The organism is Caulobacter sp. DWP3-1-3b2, assembly GCF_049896325.1.
GTDB lineage: Bacteria > Pseudomonadota > Alphaproteobacteria > Caulobacterales > Caulobacteraceae > Caulobacter.
Genome location: NZ_JAFCUB010000005.1, coordinates 71,879 through 88,779 on the forward strand (window position 1 = coordinate 71,879; position 16,901 = coordinate 88,779).

Consider the following 16,901-nt stretch of genomic DNA (forward strand, 5'->3'; position numbering starts at 1 on the left):
ACTGCGATCCTTGATCCGGCGTACTTGCCGCGACCCGGTTTTTGAACCGAACCGCAGCAAGGGGCCAGGCGTGGGCTAGAAGCTGTAGCGCAGGCCCACGTGATAGAACCGCCCCAGCAGGTCATAGAGCGCCGGATTGGCGTCGAGACCCGTGTTGGTCTGAGGAGAAGGCGTCGGATCCCGGTTCAGGAGATTGGCGACCTTGAAATAGGCCTGCAGATCCTTCGTCACCTTGTAGGAGCCGCTCACGTCGACATAGGTGGCGCCCTTCATCTGGTTGTAGTCGATGGTCGGATAGTTGTTGTTCACCGCCACGGTTCTACCCACCGGACAGCTGCCGGCGGCGCACTCGATGTACTGGCCGCCGATGACGCCGTCGCTGAACCAGCGCTCCTGCAGGCTGAGCATGAACCGGTCCGAGCTCCAACTCTGGACGGCGAGCACCTTCCAGTCTGGCGTGGCCCCGGAGTTTTGGCCCGCGGTATTGACGACGGAGCCGTTGGGGATGCCTTGATTGGTGACGAACTTGTGGGTGTTGGTCGCCAGGGCGCGTAGGTCGAAACGGCCCGGCACGCTTGGCAGTTCGAACCGGTAGCTGGCCTCGATGTCGAAGCCGCTGGTCTTGATCGAGGCCAGGTTGAACGTCTGTGAGTTAACGTAGGCAGTCGTCCCGGCCGGCGGGGCGAAGTTGAAGCTGCTGCAATACTGCGTCAGACCCGCATAGCAGAAATTGACCACCTGCTGAGCGCTCAGGCTGGAAATGCCGCCGTTCAGCACGATGTTGTACCAGTCAACCGAGACGCTGAAGCCCGGCAGCCATTGGGGGTTCGACAGCACCACACCGAGGCTGGTGTTCTTGGCGATCTCGGGCTTCAAGTTTGCATTGCCGACCACGTTCTGGAGAACCAGCAGCGCGCCGGGGCCCGAGGGCTGGCCTGGTGGCGGCGTCGTCGACGTGGGAATGGTGAAGTTGGGTATCGTGGTGGTGACCGGGGCCGCGAAGAGCTCCGAAAGGTTGGGCGCGCGCACGTCACGCGAGGTGACGGCCCGCAGGCGGACGCCGTCGACGGGGGTGTCCCAGGTTCCGCCTACCTTCCAGGTATAGACAGTGCCCGAGGTGCTGTAGTCGGTCCAGCGGCCGGCAGCGTTCAGGTTGGCCTTGCCCGCTGCGTCCGAGTTCACCAGAGGAAGGTTTACTTCCAGATAGGCTTCCTTGACGCTGTATTTGCCGGCGCCAGAGTGATAGTTCCCCGCGTACCAGTTGTTGCCCGCCTTATTGAGCAACGGATCCGCCGGATATTCAGTGCTATAGGGCGAGGCCGCCGAGCCGTCGCCATATGGGTCGCCCTGGACGTGGTAGGCCTCGCGGCGATATTCGCCGCCCAAGGCCACAGCCACCGGTCCCGCCCAGCCTTGAATGGGCTCACCGCTGAAGTTGATGCTGGCGACGTCCTGCTTCTGGACCGAATGCTGGTGCGGGCCGTTCTCGGGCTCGATGTACTTGAGCGCCGCGTCGCTGGGCCGCTGGCCGCCGAAGACGTTGATCGGCGCGCAGCCATTGGCGCGGGCGACGGGGTCGGAACACACGATCTGGCCGTTGACCAGGGTGGCCTGGATGGCCGCCCTGTAGCGCGGGGTCAACATGATGTTGTTGACGTGGATGTTGGTGGTGTTCTCGCCGTGCGTGTAATAGGCGTCGTAGTGCCAATCCGAACCGAAGGCGGCGAACTTGCCGTCGGCGCCGATCACGCCGCGATATTGCGTCCGCGTGGGATGAACCGCGATATTATTGGGCAGCAGGGCGTTGCTGGTGCCGAAGGTGAAGCTGGTGATGTTGTTGGCCGCGCAGGCGGCCACGACCGAAGCCGGCAGATAGGGGTTGGAGCACTGCATCGTAAGGCCGGTGGTGGCCCCGCCCGGATTGGGCTGATTGCTGCTCTCGACGCGGGCGATGTTCAGCGTTCCGTAGATCTCGTTATTGTCGTCGATGTCGTAGGCGACGCGGCCATAGCTGTTCATCCGCTTGATTTCGGACTGCAGCGACGTGCCGATGCCGACATTGCCCGACAGGTCACCGCCGACGCAGAAGCCGCCGGACGAATAGCAGCCGACGACCGCGCCGTTCGCGGCCTTGGACGGCACGCCGTTGGAGCCGTACTGGAACTGGAACGGGTTGCCGGCCTGGTCGAAGGCGGTGCCCTGCAACGGCCCGGCGCTGATCAGGCCATACTTGGTGTACTGATAGGCTTGGGCGTGCTCGCGATAGAGGTACTGTGGCGAGCCGTCATTGGTGACCCCGCGATTGACCAGGGTCGCGGTGGTGTACCAGTCGCGACTGCCCGGCGCGTCTTCACCGAAGCCGCCGGCCGGCACGCCGTCCTCGTCGTCATATTCGCCGCTGACCTGGACGTGCAGGCGATCGTTCAGGAACGCCTTGCCCGCCGCCAGTTGCAGCACGACCTGCTTGTCGTCGCCATAGGTGGTCTGCCCGGCCGAGACATTGGCCTTGAAGCCTTCGAAGTGCTTGTCGGTGATGAAGTTGACCACCCCGCCGACCGCGTCGGAGCCGTATGAGGCCGAGGCGCCGCCGGTCACGACATCGACGCGCTGAACCAGCAGTTGCGGGAAGAGGCTGATGTCGGGCACGCCCGTGATGTTAGCCGGCACCACGCGCTGGCCGTCCAGCAGCGTCAGGGTGCGGATGGTGCCCAGGCCGCGCAGCGAGAACGAGCTCAGGCCTTGCGCGCCGCTCGATGTGCTGAACGTGCCCGTAGTCGCGCCGGTCGAGCCCTGCAGGGAGGGCAGTTGAGCGATGGTCGTGAAGACGTTCGGTTCGGCATTGCGCTCGAGGTCCGCTTGGCCCAGCGCCTGGGTCGGCGTCGGGGCGGTGAAGCCGGTGGACCGAATCCGCGAGCCGGTGACGACAATCTCGGTCAAGGCCGTTGCCTCTGGTTCGGGCGATGCGGGGCCAGCTGACGCCTGCGCGCTGGCCGTTCCAGCCGATACGACCATCGCGATCGCGCTCGTCGCGAGCAACACGTTCAGGAAGGGTGACGCCCCTCGTTTCCGACCTAAAGCACTCATCCCTGCAGCCTCCCGTTTTTCGTTGAGTCCATCTGCGATGGCCTAGGCAGGAAGCTGTCAGACAAGCGGGGCGCTCACCATTACGACCATGGTCGTAGGTCGGCCGATCCGGCGCGCCAGCCGCCAGCCTCGAGGGCGCGCCAAAGGCCTGCCCCCGGACTCCAGGCGGCCGCAAACCCTGGATCTATGGACGCCGGATCGCGTAGAGCGCGTGGTGGGTCAGAACAAACAGCGTCTGCTTGTCGGGGCCTCCGAACAGCAGTTGCAGTGGTCGTTCAGGGATGTCCACGCGCCCCAGCTCCCGACCGTCCGGGGCATGGACGAACACCTGGCCGTTGGCGACATAGACGCGCCCCTCCCCGTCCGTCGCGACACTCTCGCCGCCGCGGTTGGCGAAGGGCTTCAGATCGGTGATCGCGCCGTGTGTTCCAACCAAGCCACTGTAGGTCTTGTTCTCGGAACTGTTGGTCAGGAACACCCGCTGGCCAGGCTTGGCCGTCGTGAACCCGTAGGTGTCGAGCGCATCGGAGAAGCGCAGCCCCCGGAAGTCTGGTGGGCCCATCTGGAAGACGCGATAGACCGGCAAGGCCAGGCTGCCGTCGGGCGAAACATATTCCTTGGACTTCGGCAGCGCCATGTCACGGGCGAACATCTCCGCCAGGGTGGTGAACTGGTCGGTCTTGACGTCGAGCTGGTCCTGAAACTCGCCGTTGTTCCACCAGTTGACTGGCAGCACGGCCGCCGCGCCCGGATGGTCAACCACCGAGGTCGGCACGATGACCGTGACCTCCGTGTCGGGGCTGCCAGGCTTGAAGCTGTAGACGGTCCCGTCGCGGCCGTCCGACGACAGCACCAGCAGGTTTCCAGTCCCGTCGATCGCCAGGCTGACGGGATCCAGGGCGTTGTCTCGCACGATCGACAGCTTGCGCGCATCCGACCAACTGTAGATGCGTTGGTGACGGCGGTCGGTGAAATAGAGGGTCCCGGCCGCATCAACCGCCCCGCCGCCCGCCGAATAGAAGCCGTCGGCCAGCTTCTCCAGGCGGGCGCCAGTGGGGAAGACAGAGGGCGCGACGGGCGGCGGGACGACCGGCAGGTCAAGCACCGCGAACTGGCGCTCGCGCACTTCCAGGCCGCTGGTGACGTCTTGGATTGCGTTCTCGTAGGGATACTTGCTCAGGCGTAGGAAGGTGGCGCAGCCGTTCTCGTCACACAGTCCCACTCCGCTTTCGGCGTTGACCGCGACATTGCGGAAGCGAATGTCATGGGAATTGTAGATACGAGCCGCCGCCGAAGCGGGTCGGCGGGTCCGGGTGACGCGGTAGGCGTGGTAATTGGCGACGAGAATGTCGTGGGAGTCGCGGATTTCCAACGAGACGGTGTCCTCGCCCTCGCCTGCCTCCTCCTCGGTTTGCGGCGCGAGCAACTCCCAGTGGGCGACGCGGTTCAAGCTGATCTCTGTGCGCACGTGATGTTCGACCGAGGCCTGGTAGACATGGCCGGGCGTCTGGGTGTCGGACACGTAGATGCCCGAAGAGGCATAGGTGCTGGGGCTCCAGAGATTGGCGAACGTGCCGCCGCCGCCATCTGTCACCCACAGGCTGGGATACTGGCCCGCCCAGCGCTTGGCGGGGTCGGCGTCAGCCGTGGCGTTGGCGTTGTAGGGGTTGAGCCGCGTCCCGTCATACAGGTTGGTGCCGTGTCCACCCTGGAACTTGACGTCATTGACCATCGAGCGTTCGCCCGAGGTCCAAAGCAGGGCCGTAGCGCGTGGATTCACCCCGCCAGTGTTGAGCCCCAACCCCGAGACGATGTTGTCGCCCGCCGCCGCAGACAGAATCAGGGCCTTGGGCGCGCCGACACCCTGATAGCCCGGCGTGTGATCGGGCAGGACGATCTGGGTGAGACTTGGGTGCAGGCCGATCAGCACCGAGTCCGGTCGCAGCCGCAGGGTGTCGGTGACGACGTAGAACCCCGTCGGGAAATACAGGACCCTATGGCTGTTGATGGCATGCTGGAGGACGGCGGTGTCGTCGGTCGCATTGTCGCCCTTGGCGCCCAACGCGCGGACATCGGTCCATTCCGACACGGGCGGAAGAGCACGGATCGCCGGCGCGCGCGATTCAGGCGAGGTCGCGACAACCTCCGCCTTCATCAGCGTCTTGGTGACGCCCATTTGGCCTAGGCCAGGCAGGGTCAGGCCATGGCTGAAGGACGTCACCCTATAGGCGGCTCCCAGGCCGGGCGCCGTCTTGCCACTGTCGCGGAAGCGAACAAACATTGGGGTGTTGACGGCTGTCGCGTTCTCGAAGCCGACCTGGGTGTAGACGCTGGTTTCATTGGAAATGACGATCGCCGCCTTCGAGACGTTCTCGAACCGGACGTCCTTGCCCCAGAGCCAGTCGCCATAGCCGCGATCGATCTCGATCCCCACGGGCGTGTCGCGGAGGGCAACATTGACCAAGGTCAGGCCAGCCTCATGCTCGCGGATCGCCGCGTCGCGTTGGCCCTCGAAGGTGGAATCGAGCAGCACGAAGCCCCAGGCCGGCGAGGTCTTCTCCGTCAGAATGCCGTAACGCCCGCCCTTGAAGTGCAGGTCCTCGGCTTCATTGCCGACCTGGTACAGGCCCGCCAGGCCAGACCCGATGTCGAACATCATGTGGCTGAGATAGGCGTGCTGGGCGGCGTGGAAGCGGATCGCCGTCGCCGCTGGATTGCCCCGGCCGATCTTGAAATCAATATTGCTCATCGCTGAATAGAAGGTGCCCGAATTGGCGTCGGCGATGTCCTTGTTGAAAGGCACGCTCCCGGGCGGCGGGAACGGGACGCGACGCGACGGGTCCGGCTTGGCCCCGGCGAAAATCACCATGTTGGCCAACCCCCGCTGGAACCCGGGCGCCTTGTCCGCGAGCAGGATCAGCGGGCGGGTGGCGCCGACCCCGAACACCCGCACGCCCGGCCACAGGAAGATCGTCTTGCTGATCCGGTAACGGCCCGAGGGGAGGAAAACGAGCCCGCCGCCCTCCTTGGCCGCAGCGGCGTCGATCGCGCCCTGGATCGCGGCGCTGTCGTCGGCGCGGCCATCGCCCACGGCGCGGACCACCACGGCGCGGGGATCTTCTGGTGCGGTCGCGAAGACCGACACCGAGGTCGCCGCCAGCGCCACCGGAGCGCTGGCCGCTATGATCAGAGCCATCGCCGCCATTCCTGTCGTCACCCAACCTCGCATTGCGGACCTCGAAAAAAACGTCCCGGCGCGAGGGCCGGGACAGTTGGGGGTGGACGTTTATCGGCGCGCGGCCTCTCGGCTGCGACTGCGCGAATTGGGTGTGCGCTGGGCGCGTTTCACGGGGTCACCGCGTAGAGCGCGTTGTGGGTCAGGACGAACAAGGTGCGCCGGTCTGGTCCGCCAAAGATCAGTTGCAGCGGTCGCTCGGGCAGATCGATGCGTCCCGTGGACTGGCCGTCGGCCGCGTATTTGAAGATCTGGCCGTTGGCGACAAACACCTGTCCCTGACCGTCGACCGCGACGCTTTCCCCGCCCCGGTTGGCGAAAACCTTCAGCTCGGTCAGGGCGCCGCCGGGGCCGATCTTGCCGCTGTAGGTCTTGCCCTCGGACTCATTGGTGACGAACACGCGCTCACCCGGGGCGGCCCCTATGAGACCGTGGGTCTGCAGGATGTCGGACCAGCGCCAGCCCACATGGTCCGACGGACCTTGCTCCCACACGCGGAAGGCCGGCAGGACAAGGCTGCCATCGGGCGAGACATATTCCTTGGGCTTCGGCGCGCCAGCGTCGCGGGCGAACATTTCGGCCAGAGTGGTGAATTTGTCAGTCGACGAATCGTACTGGTCCTTGAACTCCCCGTTGTTCCACCAGTTGACCGGCAACAGCGTTGTGGCGGTCGGACGCGCCGCCGCCGGGGTCGCCGCTATGGTCGTCAACGCGTCCTTAGGACCATCCGGATCTATCGAATAGACCGTGCCCTCCGGACCGAACGAGGACAGCACTAGCAGCTTGCCCGAACGATCGATCGCCAGGTTCACGGGGTCGAGCGAATGGTCGCGGACCACCTCGAGCCCCCGCGCCGTAGTCCAGCGGTAGATCCGCTGGAAACGTTTCTCGACGAAGTAGAGCGTGCCGTCCGCGCCCACGGTGGCGCCCGAGATCGACCAGAAACCCCTCGCCAAGGTCTTGATCTTCATGGGCGGAGATGCCGCTGCGGTGGGCTGCGGCTTGGCCGGAATGTCGAGTACGGCGAACTCGCGCTCACGCGTCTCGACCTGCTGGGTCTCGTCGATCAAGGCGTTCTCGAACGGATACTTGCTGGCCCGCAGATACGTGCCGCAGCCACTGGCTCCGCACAGGGCGATGCCGCTCTCGGCATTGATATGAACATTCCGAAAACGGATATCGGACGAGTTGAACAGCTTCACCGCCGTCTTGGCGGGGTGGTAAGACCGAGTCACCCGGTAGCCGTGATAGTTGGCGAACAGGATATTGCGCGAGTTGCGGATTTCCAGCGACACCGTGTCCGGCCCGTCGCCGACCTCCTGCTCCGTCTGTGGAGCCAGGAATTCCCAGTTCTGGACATTGTCGAGAACGAACTCGTTGCGCACATGGTGCTCGACCGACACCTCGTAGATGTGGCCGGGCGTGTCGGTGTCCGAGATGTAGAAGCCGGCCGAGGCGAAGGTGTTGGGGCTCCAGACATTGGCGAAGGTCCCGCCGCCGCCGTCGGTCACCCAGATGCTGGGATATTGCGCGTCCCAGCGGCCGTCGGCCACCGGATCGCCGCTGCGGGCCTGGGCCGCGCCAAGCGGCTTGCCGTCCATGGTCGGCGTGCCGCCGCCACCCATGATCTTGACGTCCGTGACCTGCGAGGTCGCGCCCGACCGCCAGAGCAGCGCCGAGGCGCGGGGGTTGATGCGGCCGGTGAACAGACCGATCCCCGCGAGGATGTTGTCGCCGCTACGCGGTGTCGCGATCATCGGACCCACCGCGCCGACCCCAGCATGGCGGGGATTATTGTCGGGCAAGACCAGTTGGGTCACGGCCGGATGCAGGCCAAGCATCACCGTGTCGGGACGAAGCCGCAGCGTGTCGGTGATCTTGTAGAAGCCGATCGGCAGATAGAGCACGCGGTGGCTGTCGATCGCCGCCTGCAGCGCGGCGGTGTCGTCGGTCTCGCCGTCTCCCTTGACGCCCAGCGTCTTGACGTTCGTCCACGCGCTGACCGGCGGCAGCGGGCGAATGGCCGGCGCCATGACCGCCGGCGACGCCGGCAGCGCGGCGATCTCCGCCTGGGTCTTGTATTCGCCCATCTGGCCCTGACCAGGCAGTGTCAGCCCGTAGGTGAAGGACGCCACCCGATAATGGCGCCCTTTGCCGACCACCGTTTTCCCACTGTCGCGGAAGCGGGCGAAGACCGGCGTATTCGAGGCCACGGCGTTTTCGAAACCCACTTGGGTGAAGACAGTGTCCTCGTTGGAGATGACCACAGCGGCCTTCGAGACGTTCTCGAAGCGCACGTTCTTGCCCCACAAAGAGTCGCTGTAGCCCCGATCGACCTCGATCCCGACGGGCGTGTCGCTGATGGTCACATTGACCAGGGTCAGGTCCACCTCGTGCTCGCGGATCGCCGCGTCGCTCTGCCCGTCGAAGGTCGAGTCGAGGAGAGTGAACTGCCAGGCCGGCGAGGTCTTTTCGGTGACGATCCCGTAGCGGCCGCCATGAAAGTGGACGTCTTCCATGATGTTGCCGGCTTGGTAGACTCCCGCGAAGCCCGCGCCCAGACGGAAGTCCATGTGGCTGAGAAAGGCGTGCTGGGCCATGCGAAACCGCACCCCGGCCGCAGCTGGATTGCCGGCCCCGATCTCGATGTCGACATTGCTCAGCGCCGAATAGAAGGTGCCGGAATTGGCGTCGCGCACCGCTTCCTTGGCGCCGACCACCGTTGGAACCGGCACGGGAACCTCGCCGACGCTATATTGGTCACCGCCCGTGAACACGATCATCGTGCCCACGCCCTTCTGAAAGCCGGGGGTGCTTGGCCCGAGCACGAAGACAGGCCGAGTAGCGCCGACACCGAAGACGCGCACGCCCGGCGGAACCAGGATGCTGCGGCTCAGGCGGTAGCGGCCAGACGGAAGGAACACCACGCCGTGACCGGTCTTGTCGCGGGCGGCGTCGATGGCGTGCTGCACGGCGTCTGTGTCATCGGCCCGGCCGTCGCCCACGCCCTTCACGCTGATCGCGCGCGGATCATCGGGAGCGGTCAGAAAAACGGACTGACTGGCGGCCAGCGCGGGGGACGCGGACGCCAGGAACACCGCCGCCAGTATGATAACTCTCATGCCGCTTCCCTGGTTACTTCAACTACGGATAAGGGGTTGGAAGCGGGTCGCCATCCACGACCATGGTCGTAGTTCTCGCCTGCTCGTCTTGCCCCTAAAACTGCATCTTCACTCCTCGGCGGGCCCGCCGACCTATCGACGGGCCCCATCGCCGGTCAGCCCAAGGACGCCGTGTGCAGCCGCCCTCCCGTCAGACTGGACCAGCGCCTGTCGCCCTCATCATAATGGGGGTGAGCGGCAGCGGAAAATCCACGCTCGGCGCCGTTCTCGCCGATGCCTTGGGCTGTGCGTTTCTTGACGGCGACGACTTCCATGACGCGACCGCGATTAGCAAGATGAGCACCGGCCAACCGCTTGTCGACGACGACCGCTGGCCCTGGATTGATCGGTTGGGCGGCGCCATCGGCCAAGCCTTGACGCCAAGTGGAACAGCCGTGGCGGCCTGTTCAGCTCTAAGGCGCAGCTATCGCGACCGCCTCCGCGCCGCCATTCCGGCGCTCACGCGTTTCGTGCTGCTCGACCCAAATCCTGACGAGCTTCAGCGTCGCCTTGACCAACGCACCGGTCACTACATGCCCGCCAGCCTGCTAGGCAGCCAACTGGCTACGCTCGAGCGCCCGGGGGCGGACGAAGCGGCCACGGCGCTCGCCGCCGAAGCCTCGCCCCTGCAATTGCGCGACGCCACGCTGGCTTGGCTGGAAGCGAACGACCGTCAAACCGGCCGGGTTTGGCGTCTATCAGGGCATGAGCCGTTTTCGCCCCTGTGACAGATGCCATCTCATGGCGAGAGCCGCGCCGTCGCCGTCCTGGACCCGGATCGCTTCCACGATCATCTCATGCTCGCGCATCATTTCGCCGATGGCCTCTGGAGGCCGCGAGCGTGAAATGCCGACACCCGCGCGCATGATCCGATCGACGTCGGGCTGCAGCGCCTCGAACGCGTGCAGGAAGGCCGGGTTGGCGGTGGCCAGTACGATTCGACGGTGCAGCTCCATGTCCTCGACGTGGGCTGGTGCGTTCGACAGCAGCGCCGCGCGCAACGCCATGAGGCCCTCTTCGATACTTGCCATTTCCTCCGCGGACCGCCGGGCCGCCGCAAGGCGCGCCGCTTCCGCCTCGAGCACGAAACGCACCTCGTAGCTGCCGAGCGTAGACGGCAATTCCGAGAGCGGCATGTAGGCGCTCAGCTTGTCGGACGGCCGGTTCTTGACGAACGACCCCGCCCCACGTCGCGCCTCGGTGATGCTGTCGGCCGCCAAGCGGACCAACGCTTCACGCACAATGGTGCGCGACATGCCGAAAATCTCCGACAGGCGAGCCTCGGACGGCAAACGATCCCCCACGGCCAAGCCGTCGGCGTTGATCATTTCCACGATGCCCGTGTACGCCCGGTCGGCCAAGCGGCCTTCGCTCATTCATCGATCTCCCATTCGACAGGCGCACCATTGCGCCATCCGCGTCTCGTAGAAAGCCGCGTTGACCGAGGCGGCAGCTCAGCGCGTCACCGAACTCTGTCGAGCCAGGCCATCACACTAAAACCTGTATGACAGGTTTTAGTGTCTCTCTAGCTATTATAGAATGTGCACGCTCCCAAAGCCAAAACAGCTTGAACTTGTCCAACAGATAGCGTTACCATCAGTGACGTGAACCTGCATCGACCGACCGAGTCGACGGACAAGACAGGCAGGCGCCGCGTCGTTGCAAGATGAATGCGCAGGGATGAAGCAGAGGGGATCAAGCATGACCACGACGGAAGTCCGCGTTCTCGACCGGGGCCCGCAGGCGGCGTTTGGCGACCTTACGCCGACCCAGATGAAGGTCTTGGCAGGCGTCAATTCAGGACTGCTCAACAAGCAGATCGCCTTTGACCTCGGCATCGCCGAGGCCACGGTCAAGGCTCACATGACCGCCTTGATGCGCAAGCTCAACGTTCACAACCGCACTCAGGCCGCGATTGCGGCCCAAGCCATGACGCATGGACTGCGATCCGCCGCCCGATAACCTACCCGCAGGCGAAGATATCCGATCTGGCGAGATCTATCCCCTCACCGCGAGCGCCGCCCCGGCAATTTACATGACCGAACGACTAAGGTTGGATCGACCTTCCGGCCAACCGTGCGAGGCTGACCCGTGCGGTCGCCCACCGCGCGCTCCCAACTTTCCGTGCGCGCCCGCCCAACCAACGACCTCCCTGTCCAACACCGCGTCGCAATGATACCGCTGTTATACGAGCCGCGCATCGGACGTGCGCGCTCTGGCCGACCACTTCGGCCTGCGGGGGGCGCCATGGTTCTACATGACTTCCGAGTGGGGCTTTTGGCCCTCATAATGATCTCTTCCGCCGGCATTGCGAACGCCCAGGTGCTCTATCGCTTTGCGGAGAAGGGGCTGTTTGACGGCCGCTACGGGCCGGTCAGCCAGGCGCAGGAGAAGGCCAAGGCCGGTTTGGTCGCTTGCGGTCGCGCCGCGCCGATCACGGTCGATGGGCAATTTGGTTCTGGTACGCGGACCGCGCTGGCCCGTCTGGCCACCTGCCCCGCCTTCGCCACCGTCCTGGCCGGAGACGCCGATGCGCGGTCTGGCGCGCTGACCCTCCCCTACTGGAACGCCCTGGTCGGTGGCGCGCCACCCAACGTCGATGCGCGCGCCCGCACCTTGATGCTGACCTACGAGGACACCGACTATACCCGGATGGAATGGAACTTCTGCCAGTCCAAGCCACGCTATAATCCGGCGGCTGGCGCCAATCTTTGCTTCTCCAACGACCCGCGATCCTACCTGACCTGGGGGCCAAACGGCGCCACGGGCGGTGGCGGGCGCGAGGTGCAATTGATCTTGCAGGCCGTGGACACCGCGGATCCTGTCGTGCTGGCGTCAAGCTTTGGCGTCGAGGCGGACGCCGTGCGGCGCATGTTCCGCATGCCTGATCGCACCGTTGATCGCACGCTGGAGACCTATCTTTGCGGCGTGTGGGCAGATCCGGCGCGCCGGGCGGCTTGGAAGGCTGGGTTTGACACGACCGGTCGCGTGCCCGCCGTGCGGGCCATCTTCGATGATCTCTACAAGAGCGCAAGCCTCGATGGCGGCAAGATCCGCACCTTCATGAGCGCCTACGCCGCCAACGGCCGCGTGCCCACGGAGATCGACTACGCCTTCTTCAAGGACCGGTCCGCGCACACCAGCCCCGAACTCGGCCCCATTCGCAACGCGATCGCGACCTTGCTCGCGAGCGATCCCCTGGCTCAGGCGTGGAAGGTTCGGCGCGCCATCGCGCTGAAGGTCCGCCCCAGCGCCCAGAGGGTCAATCGCCTGGGCCGCGACGTCACCTTCTATATCGACGGCGCCACGCTGGGCGGCCTGAGCGCCGAAGAGCGCCAGGCCTGGACTGGCCGGGGTCGACTGCACGCTTCGGATGCGGGGCTGTCCGACGCCCAGTCCTTCGCGACCTTCACGCCCGGTCCTCCCTTGGTCACGACGATCGCCAATCCGGCCAGCCTGACACCAGCCGAGCGCGCGGCTTGCCCCGCCGCTGTTCTCGCCACCCGGCGGCCTTGAGTCTTTTGATCCTAGGTCACGCGGCGCCTCATCCTATATGTCGAATCTCCCCACGACTGGACCCGCCATGGCCACGCCCCTGAAGATCGACTTCGTCTCCGACATATCCTGCCCCTGGTGCATCGTCGGCCTGGGTGGACTGGAGTCCGCGCTCGAGCGGGTCGGCGATCTCGTCGAGGCCGAGATTCACTTTCAGCCGTTCGAACTCAATCCAAACATGCCGCCCGAGGGGCAGAACATCGTCGAGCATGTCGCCGAGAAGTACGGCGCGACCCGTGAGCAATCGGCAGCCAACCGCCAGGCGATCCACGACCGGGCCGCCGCCGTCGGCTTCACCATGGTGACCGATGAGAATAGCCGAATCTACAATACCTTCGACGCCCATCGTCTGCTGTACTGGGCGGGGATCGTCGGCCACCAACCGGCCCTGAAGCGTGCCCTCTTCGACGCCTATTTCACGGACGGTCGAAGCCCTGCCGACCACGAGGTGCTGGTGGCGGCAGCGCTGCAGGTTGGCCTCGACCCGCATGCCGCGCATGAGGTGCTGACCTCGGGCCGCTACGCCCAGGAGGTCCGCGAGGCCGAGCGCGCCTGGCAGGCCGCCGGGATCAGCTCGGTGCCCGCCGTGGTGATCAACGACCGCTACCTGATCTCCGGCGGACAGCCCGCGGACTATTTCGAGCAGGCCTTGCGCCAGATCGCCGCCGAGGCCTAGAGCAAGCCGCGCGATATAGGAGTCGCACGGCTTGCTCTAGACTTGTGTTTTCGCATCGCTTTTGCGGAAACCGGTTGCCACTTTTCCGCGCGATGCTCTAGGACGGCGCGAGCGCCAATTCGGCGTCGGCGACCACATATCGGACATGGCGATAGTCCTGAATGAAGGCAATCTGGCCCTCACGCCAAGCTAGCCACATGATGTAGCTGGGCGCTGGCCCCAGGCCGTTCTCGAAAACGGCTATGACCTCGCGGTTCTCCAGGCAGGAACCAGGTGAACCGTTGGGCTCTGGGCGTAGATCGTGAAGAACATCCCCACATCCGCCGCGCCGACACGGAGCGGATGGGCGGATTGACTGAGCCGGACGTCGTCGGCAAGTAGCGCCCGTAGGGCCTCCCAGTTTCGCTGGTTGAACAGCGTCACATAACGCGCGACGGCCGCTGAAGTCGGACGGCTGACGGGCTGGGGCGGCGGCTCGGCGTTGATGGCCTTCAGCCGCGCGCGGCCTCGCGCGCTGCCACCGGTGACCACCACACATTTGTTCTTCAGGCTCATCGTTTCCTCCATCGCTACTGAAGCTAGGACGGATGAGCCTGCGAAAAAGAGCCACCATGAGCACTCCCGCCGCCCTACAGCGCGAAGCTATGCGCGGCTTTGATCCATTCTCGCGACCTGCGGCTGGACCAGCCGGTCCGCGCCGCGACGGACGCTAGGCGAGCGCGCGCTTGTACAACACCAGAAGTTCGGCCCAAGCCTTCTCGGCGGCCGCTTCGTCATAGACCTGGCTACCCTTGACGGTCCAGCCGTGCGCAGCGCCGGTATAGACCTCGACCTTGGCGGGCCGCTTGGCCGTGTCGAAGGCCGCCTTCAACTTGTCCTTCACGGTCGGGTCCGACTTGTCGTCGTTGTCAGCCACCGCGATCAGGAATTCGGCGTGAGTCTTGGGGATCAGTAGATGCGGGCTGGTCGGCTGGTCGGTGACCAGACCGCCGCCGTGGAAGCTGGCCACCGCGGCGATGCGACCCGGCGCCGCCGCGGCCGTGCGAAAGGCCAGCGGCCCGCCCATGCAATAGCCCTGCACGCCAATCTTCCTGGCCTTGCTGGTCTGCTTCTGGGCGTCCAGGAAGGCCATATAGGCGGCAGCGTCGCGGTCGGTGCCTTCGGGGGTCACGGTGGCGCGCAGCGGGGTCAGCTTGGCCCGGTCCTCGGGATTGGCGAAATTAAACGCGCCCTCGATCACCGGCGCCTTCTTGGCGCGGTAGTAGAGGTTGGGCACCAGCACCACGTAGCCGGCCGCCGCCAGCCGGCGGCCCATGTCGCGGAACACCGGCCGCAGGCTCATCACGTCGGGCCACACCAGAACGGCCGGCCAGGCACCCTTGCCCTTGGGGTAGTAAAGGGCGGCGTCGGCCACGCCGTCCGGCGTCTTGATCTGGACGTCCTGCTCGACGACCGTGTCCTGCGCGTGGGCGGCTGTCGCGGCCAGGCCGCCGATCGCAACGGTCATCAGGCCAAAGCCGCGGCGGGAAAGGCGGGGATCGTGCACCAGGCCCTGATGGATATCGTCGTCGCACATGTCGCTTTCCTTCGCTGTCTCAGCCGCCGCGCAAACTCAAGCACCGAGACCTTGATCAATCAATGGGCCTTGCGGCGCGGCACGAGATGCAGCACGCCCACCACGACACTGCCGACGATCGATCCAACCACCGCAGAGCCCGCCGCCATCGCCATCCAACCTGTCACCGCGCCGACCACCGGTGCGGACCCCGCCCAATGCGAGCCCGTTTCGACCAGTTTGGGAATGGCGTGGAGGCCGAAGTGCTCCAGGCCATGGACAATGATCCCGCCGCCGACCCACAGCATGGCCCCTGTCCCGATCACGGTCAGCGCCTCCATGGTCACAGGCATGGCCTTGACCAGCCCGCGTCCGAAGCCGCGCAGCGGGGCCGAAGCCCCCTTGGCCAGATGCAAGCCGATGTCGTCCATCTTCACGATCAACCCGACCACGCCATAGACCACGACGGTCAGCGCGATCCCGATAACCGCCAGCGCGGCGGCCTGGATGGCCAGGGGGCGGTCGGCGACGTCGGCCAAGGCGATGGCCATGATCTCGCCCGACAGGATCAGGTCGGTGCGAATGGCGCCGGCCACCTTCTGGGCCTCGAGCTCGGCGCTGCTCTGGGCCAGTTCCTCGACCTCGTCTCCGGCCTCGTGGTGACCAAAGGACTCGATGATCTTCTCGGTGGCCTCGAAACACAGATAGGCCCCGCCGCACATCAGGATCGGCGTCACGGCCCAAGGGGCGAAGGCGCTGAGGATCAGCGCACCGGGCAGGAGGAACAGCAGCTTGTTGCGGAACGAGCCTACCGCGATCTTCCAGACGATCGGCAGTTCGCGCTCGGGCGTGAAGCCCATGGCGTAACCCGGCGTCACGGCGGTGTCATCGATCACCACGCCGACCGCCTTGGTTCCTGCCTTGCCAGCGGCGGCGCCGACGTCGTCCAAAGAAGCGGCGGCCAGCTTGGTGATGCCGGCAATGTCGTCGAGCAGGGCGGCGAGGCCGGAGGGCATGGGGATTCTCTGGGCGGCGAGTGGAACGGTCCTTCGCGAATAGACCGGACCACCCGCCGAGGTCGAGCCTGATCAGTCCTTCTTGAGGACGGCGTCGGCCTTCTTGTCGATCTTCGTCGCCTCAACCTTCGACATTCGGCCCGCCTTCACGGCCTGGCTGGCGCGAGCCTTGGCGTTGCGGGCGTGGGCCTTGTCCTCGATCGGATAGGCCCGCTTGTCCGGCTCGGCGAACGCCTTGTCGGGAAGCTTGTCACGCTTTTTGGCGTCGAGTTCGGCCATGGGGGTCAGTCTTTGGGATGGGCGAGCCCGAGCGACTCGACCGGCGCGTCGTCGTCGCTGTCGCCGCCGTCGGGCGTGACAATCTCGGCGGGCTCGTCCTGGCGGGCTAGGTCGCGCGCGCCGACTCCGCCGCCCTGCTGGATGTTGCGGTTGGCTTCGACCGTCGAGGGATCGTAGCTGTCGTCGGCTTTGTCGCCGTTGGTCACGTCAAGATCGGCCATGAGAAGTCTCCACTCGTGTTCAGAGCCAACGATCGGACGCTGCGGGACGTTCCGCATGGCCCGTTCAGATTCCCTGCGGCGACCCGCAGAATAAAATCAGCCCCTGTGACAGTTGCGAT

General features: G+C 65.5%; 13 protein-coding genes. 4 read left to right on the plus strand and 9 right to left on the minus strand.

All coding sequences use genetic code 11. From position 1 onward, the window contains the following. Positions 1–75 precede the first annotated feature (75 nt). From ACP7AG_RS05275 to ACP7AG_RS05285, 3 genes are all read right to left on the minus strand, one after another. The gene (locus tag ACP7AG_RS05275; RefSeq protein WP_426030054.1) at positions 76–3,084 is read right to left on the minus strand and encodes a TonB-dependent receptor plug domain-containing protein; all 3,009 of its coding nucleotides are present in this window, start codon (positions 3,082–3,084) and stop codon (positions 76–78) included. A 184-nt stretch (positions 3,085–3,268) separates the two neighbouring features. Beyond that, positions 3,269–6,280, minus strand: coding sequence for a glycosyl hydrolase family 28-related protein (locus tag ACP7AG_RS05280; protein WP_426030055.1), 3,012 nt, complete (start codon positions 6,278–6,280; stop codon positions 3,269–3,271). 149 nt (positions 6,281–6,429) lie between these two features. Further along, positions 6,430–9,441: a glycosyl hydrolase family 28-related protein gene (locus tag ACP7AG_RS05285; protein WP_426030056.1), complete on the minus strand. Its 3,012-nt coding sequence runs from the start codon at positions 9,439–9,441 to the stop codon at positions 6,430–6,432. 224 nt (positions 9,442–9,665) lie between these two features. On the opposite strand from ACP7AG_RS05285, the gene ACP7AG_RS05290 reads away from it, so the two are divergent. Beyond that, positions 9,666–10,208, plus strand: coding sequence for a gluconokinase (locus tag ACP7AG_RS05290; RefSeq protein WP_426030057.1), 543 nt, complete (start codon positions 9,666–9,668; stop codon positions 10,206–10,208). Here ACP7AG_RS05290 and ACP7AG_RS05295 read toward each other — a convergent pair. Further along, a complete protein-coding gene (locus ACP7AG_RS05295) occupies positions 10,179–10,856 on the minus strand; it encodes a FadR/GntR family transcriptional regulator (RefSeq protein WP_426011725.1) in 678 nt (225 codons plus the stop codon). The two genes, ACP7AG_RS05290 and ACP7AG_RS05295, sit on opposite strands and share 30 nt — an antisense overlap. Positions 10,857–11,181: 325 nt before the next feature. Here ACP7AG_RS05295 and ACP7AG_RS05300 point away from each other — a divergent pair, with 325 nt between their 5' ends. The 3 genes from ACP7AG_RS05300 to ACP7AG_RS05310 all read left to right on the plus strand — a co-directional run bounded on the left by ACP7AG_RS05300 (position 11,182) and on the right by ACP7AG_RS05310 (position 13,711). Next, entirely contained in the window at positions 11,182–11,442 is a 261-nt protein-coding gene (locus ACP7AG_RS05300; protein WP_426030058.1) for a helix-turn-helix domain-containing protein, read from the plus strand. Between the two features lie 327 nt (positions 11,443–11,769). Further along, a complete protein-coding gene (locus ACP7AG_RS05305) occupies positions 11,770–12,996 on the plus strand; it encodes a hypothetical protein (RefSeq protein ID WP_426030059.1) in 1,227 nt (408 codons plus the stop codon). A gap of 67 nt (positions 12,997–13,063) precedes the next feature. Further along, on the plus strand, positions 13,064–13,711 hold the full coding sequence (locus tag ACP7AG_RS05310) for a DsbA family oxidoreductase (RefSeq protein ID WP_426011728.1): 648 nt from the start codon (positions 13,064–13,066) through the stop codon (positions 13,709–13,711). Positions 13,712–13,951: 240 nt separating this feature from the next. On the opposite strand, the gene ACP7AG_RS05315 is transcribed toward ACP7AG_RS05310, so the two are convergent. The 5 genes from ACP7AG_RS05315 to ACP7AG_RS05335 form a co-directional block, all read right to left on the minus strand. Then, positions 13,952–14,266 carry a nuclear transport factor 2 family protein gene (locus ACP7AG_RS05315; RefSeq protein WP_426030060.1) on the minus strand — a complete coding sequence of 105 codons (315 nt, stop codon included), beginning with the start codon at positions 14,264–14,266 and terminating at the stop codon, positions 13,952–13,954. Between the two features lie 154 nt (positions 14,267–14,420). Continuing rightward, entirely contained in the window at positions 14,421–15,287 is an 867-nt protein-coding gene (locus tag ACP7AG_RS05320; RefSeq protein ID WP_426030061.1) for a dienelactone hydrolase family protein, read from the minus strand. Positions 15,288–15,346: 59 nt separating this feature from the next. Continuing rightward, complete coding sequence (locus tag ACP7AG_RS05325) at positions 15,347–16,282, minus strand: DUF808 domain-containing protein (protein WP_426011731.1); 936 nt, start codon at positions 16,280–16,282, stop codon at positions 15,347–15,349. A gap of 72 nt (positions 16,283–16,354) precedes the next feature. After that, positions 16,355–16,561: a hypothetical protein gene (locus ACP7AG_RS05330; RefSeq protein WP_426030062.1), complete on the minus strand. Its 207-nt coding sequence runs from the start codon at positions 16,559–16,561 to the stop codon at positions 16,355–16,357. A 5-nt stretch (positions 16,562–16,566) separates the two neighbouring features. Continuing rightward, positions 16,567–16,782, minus strand: a complete 216-nt coding sequence (locus ACP7AG_RS05335) for a hypothetical protein (protein ID WP_426030063.1) — start codon at positions 16,780–16,782, stop codon at positions 16,567–16,569. Positions 16,783–16,901: the final 119 nt, after the last annotated feature.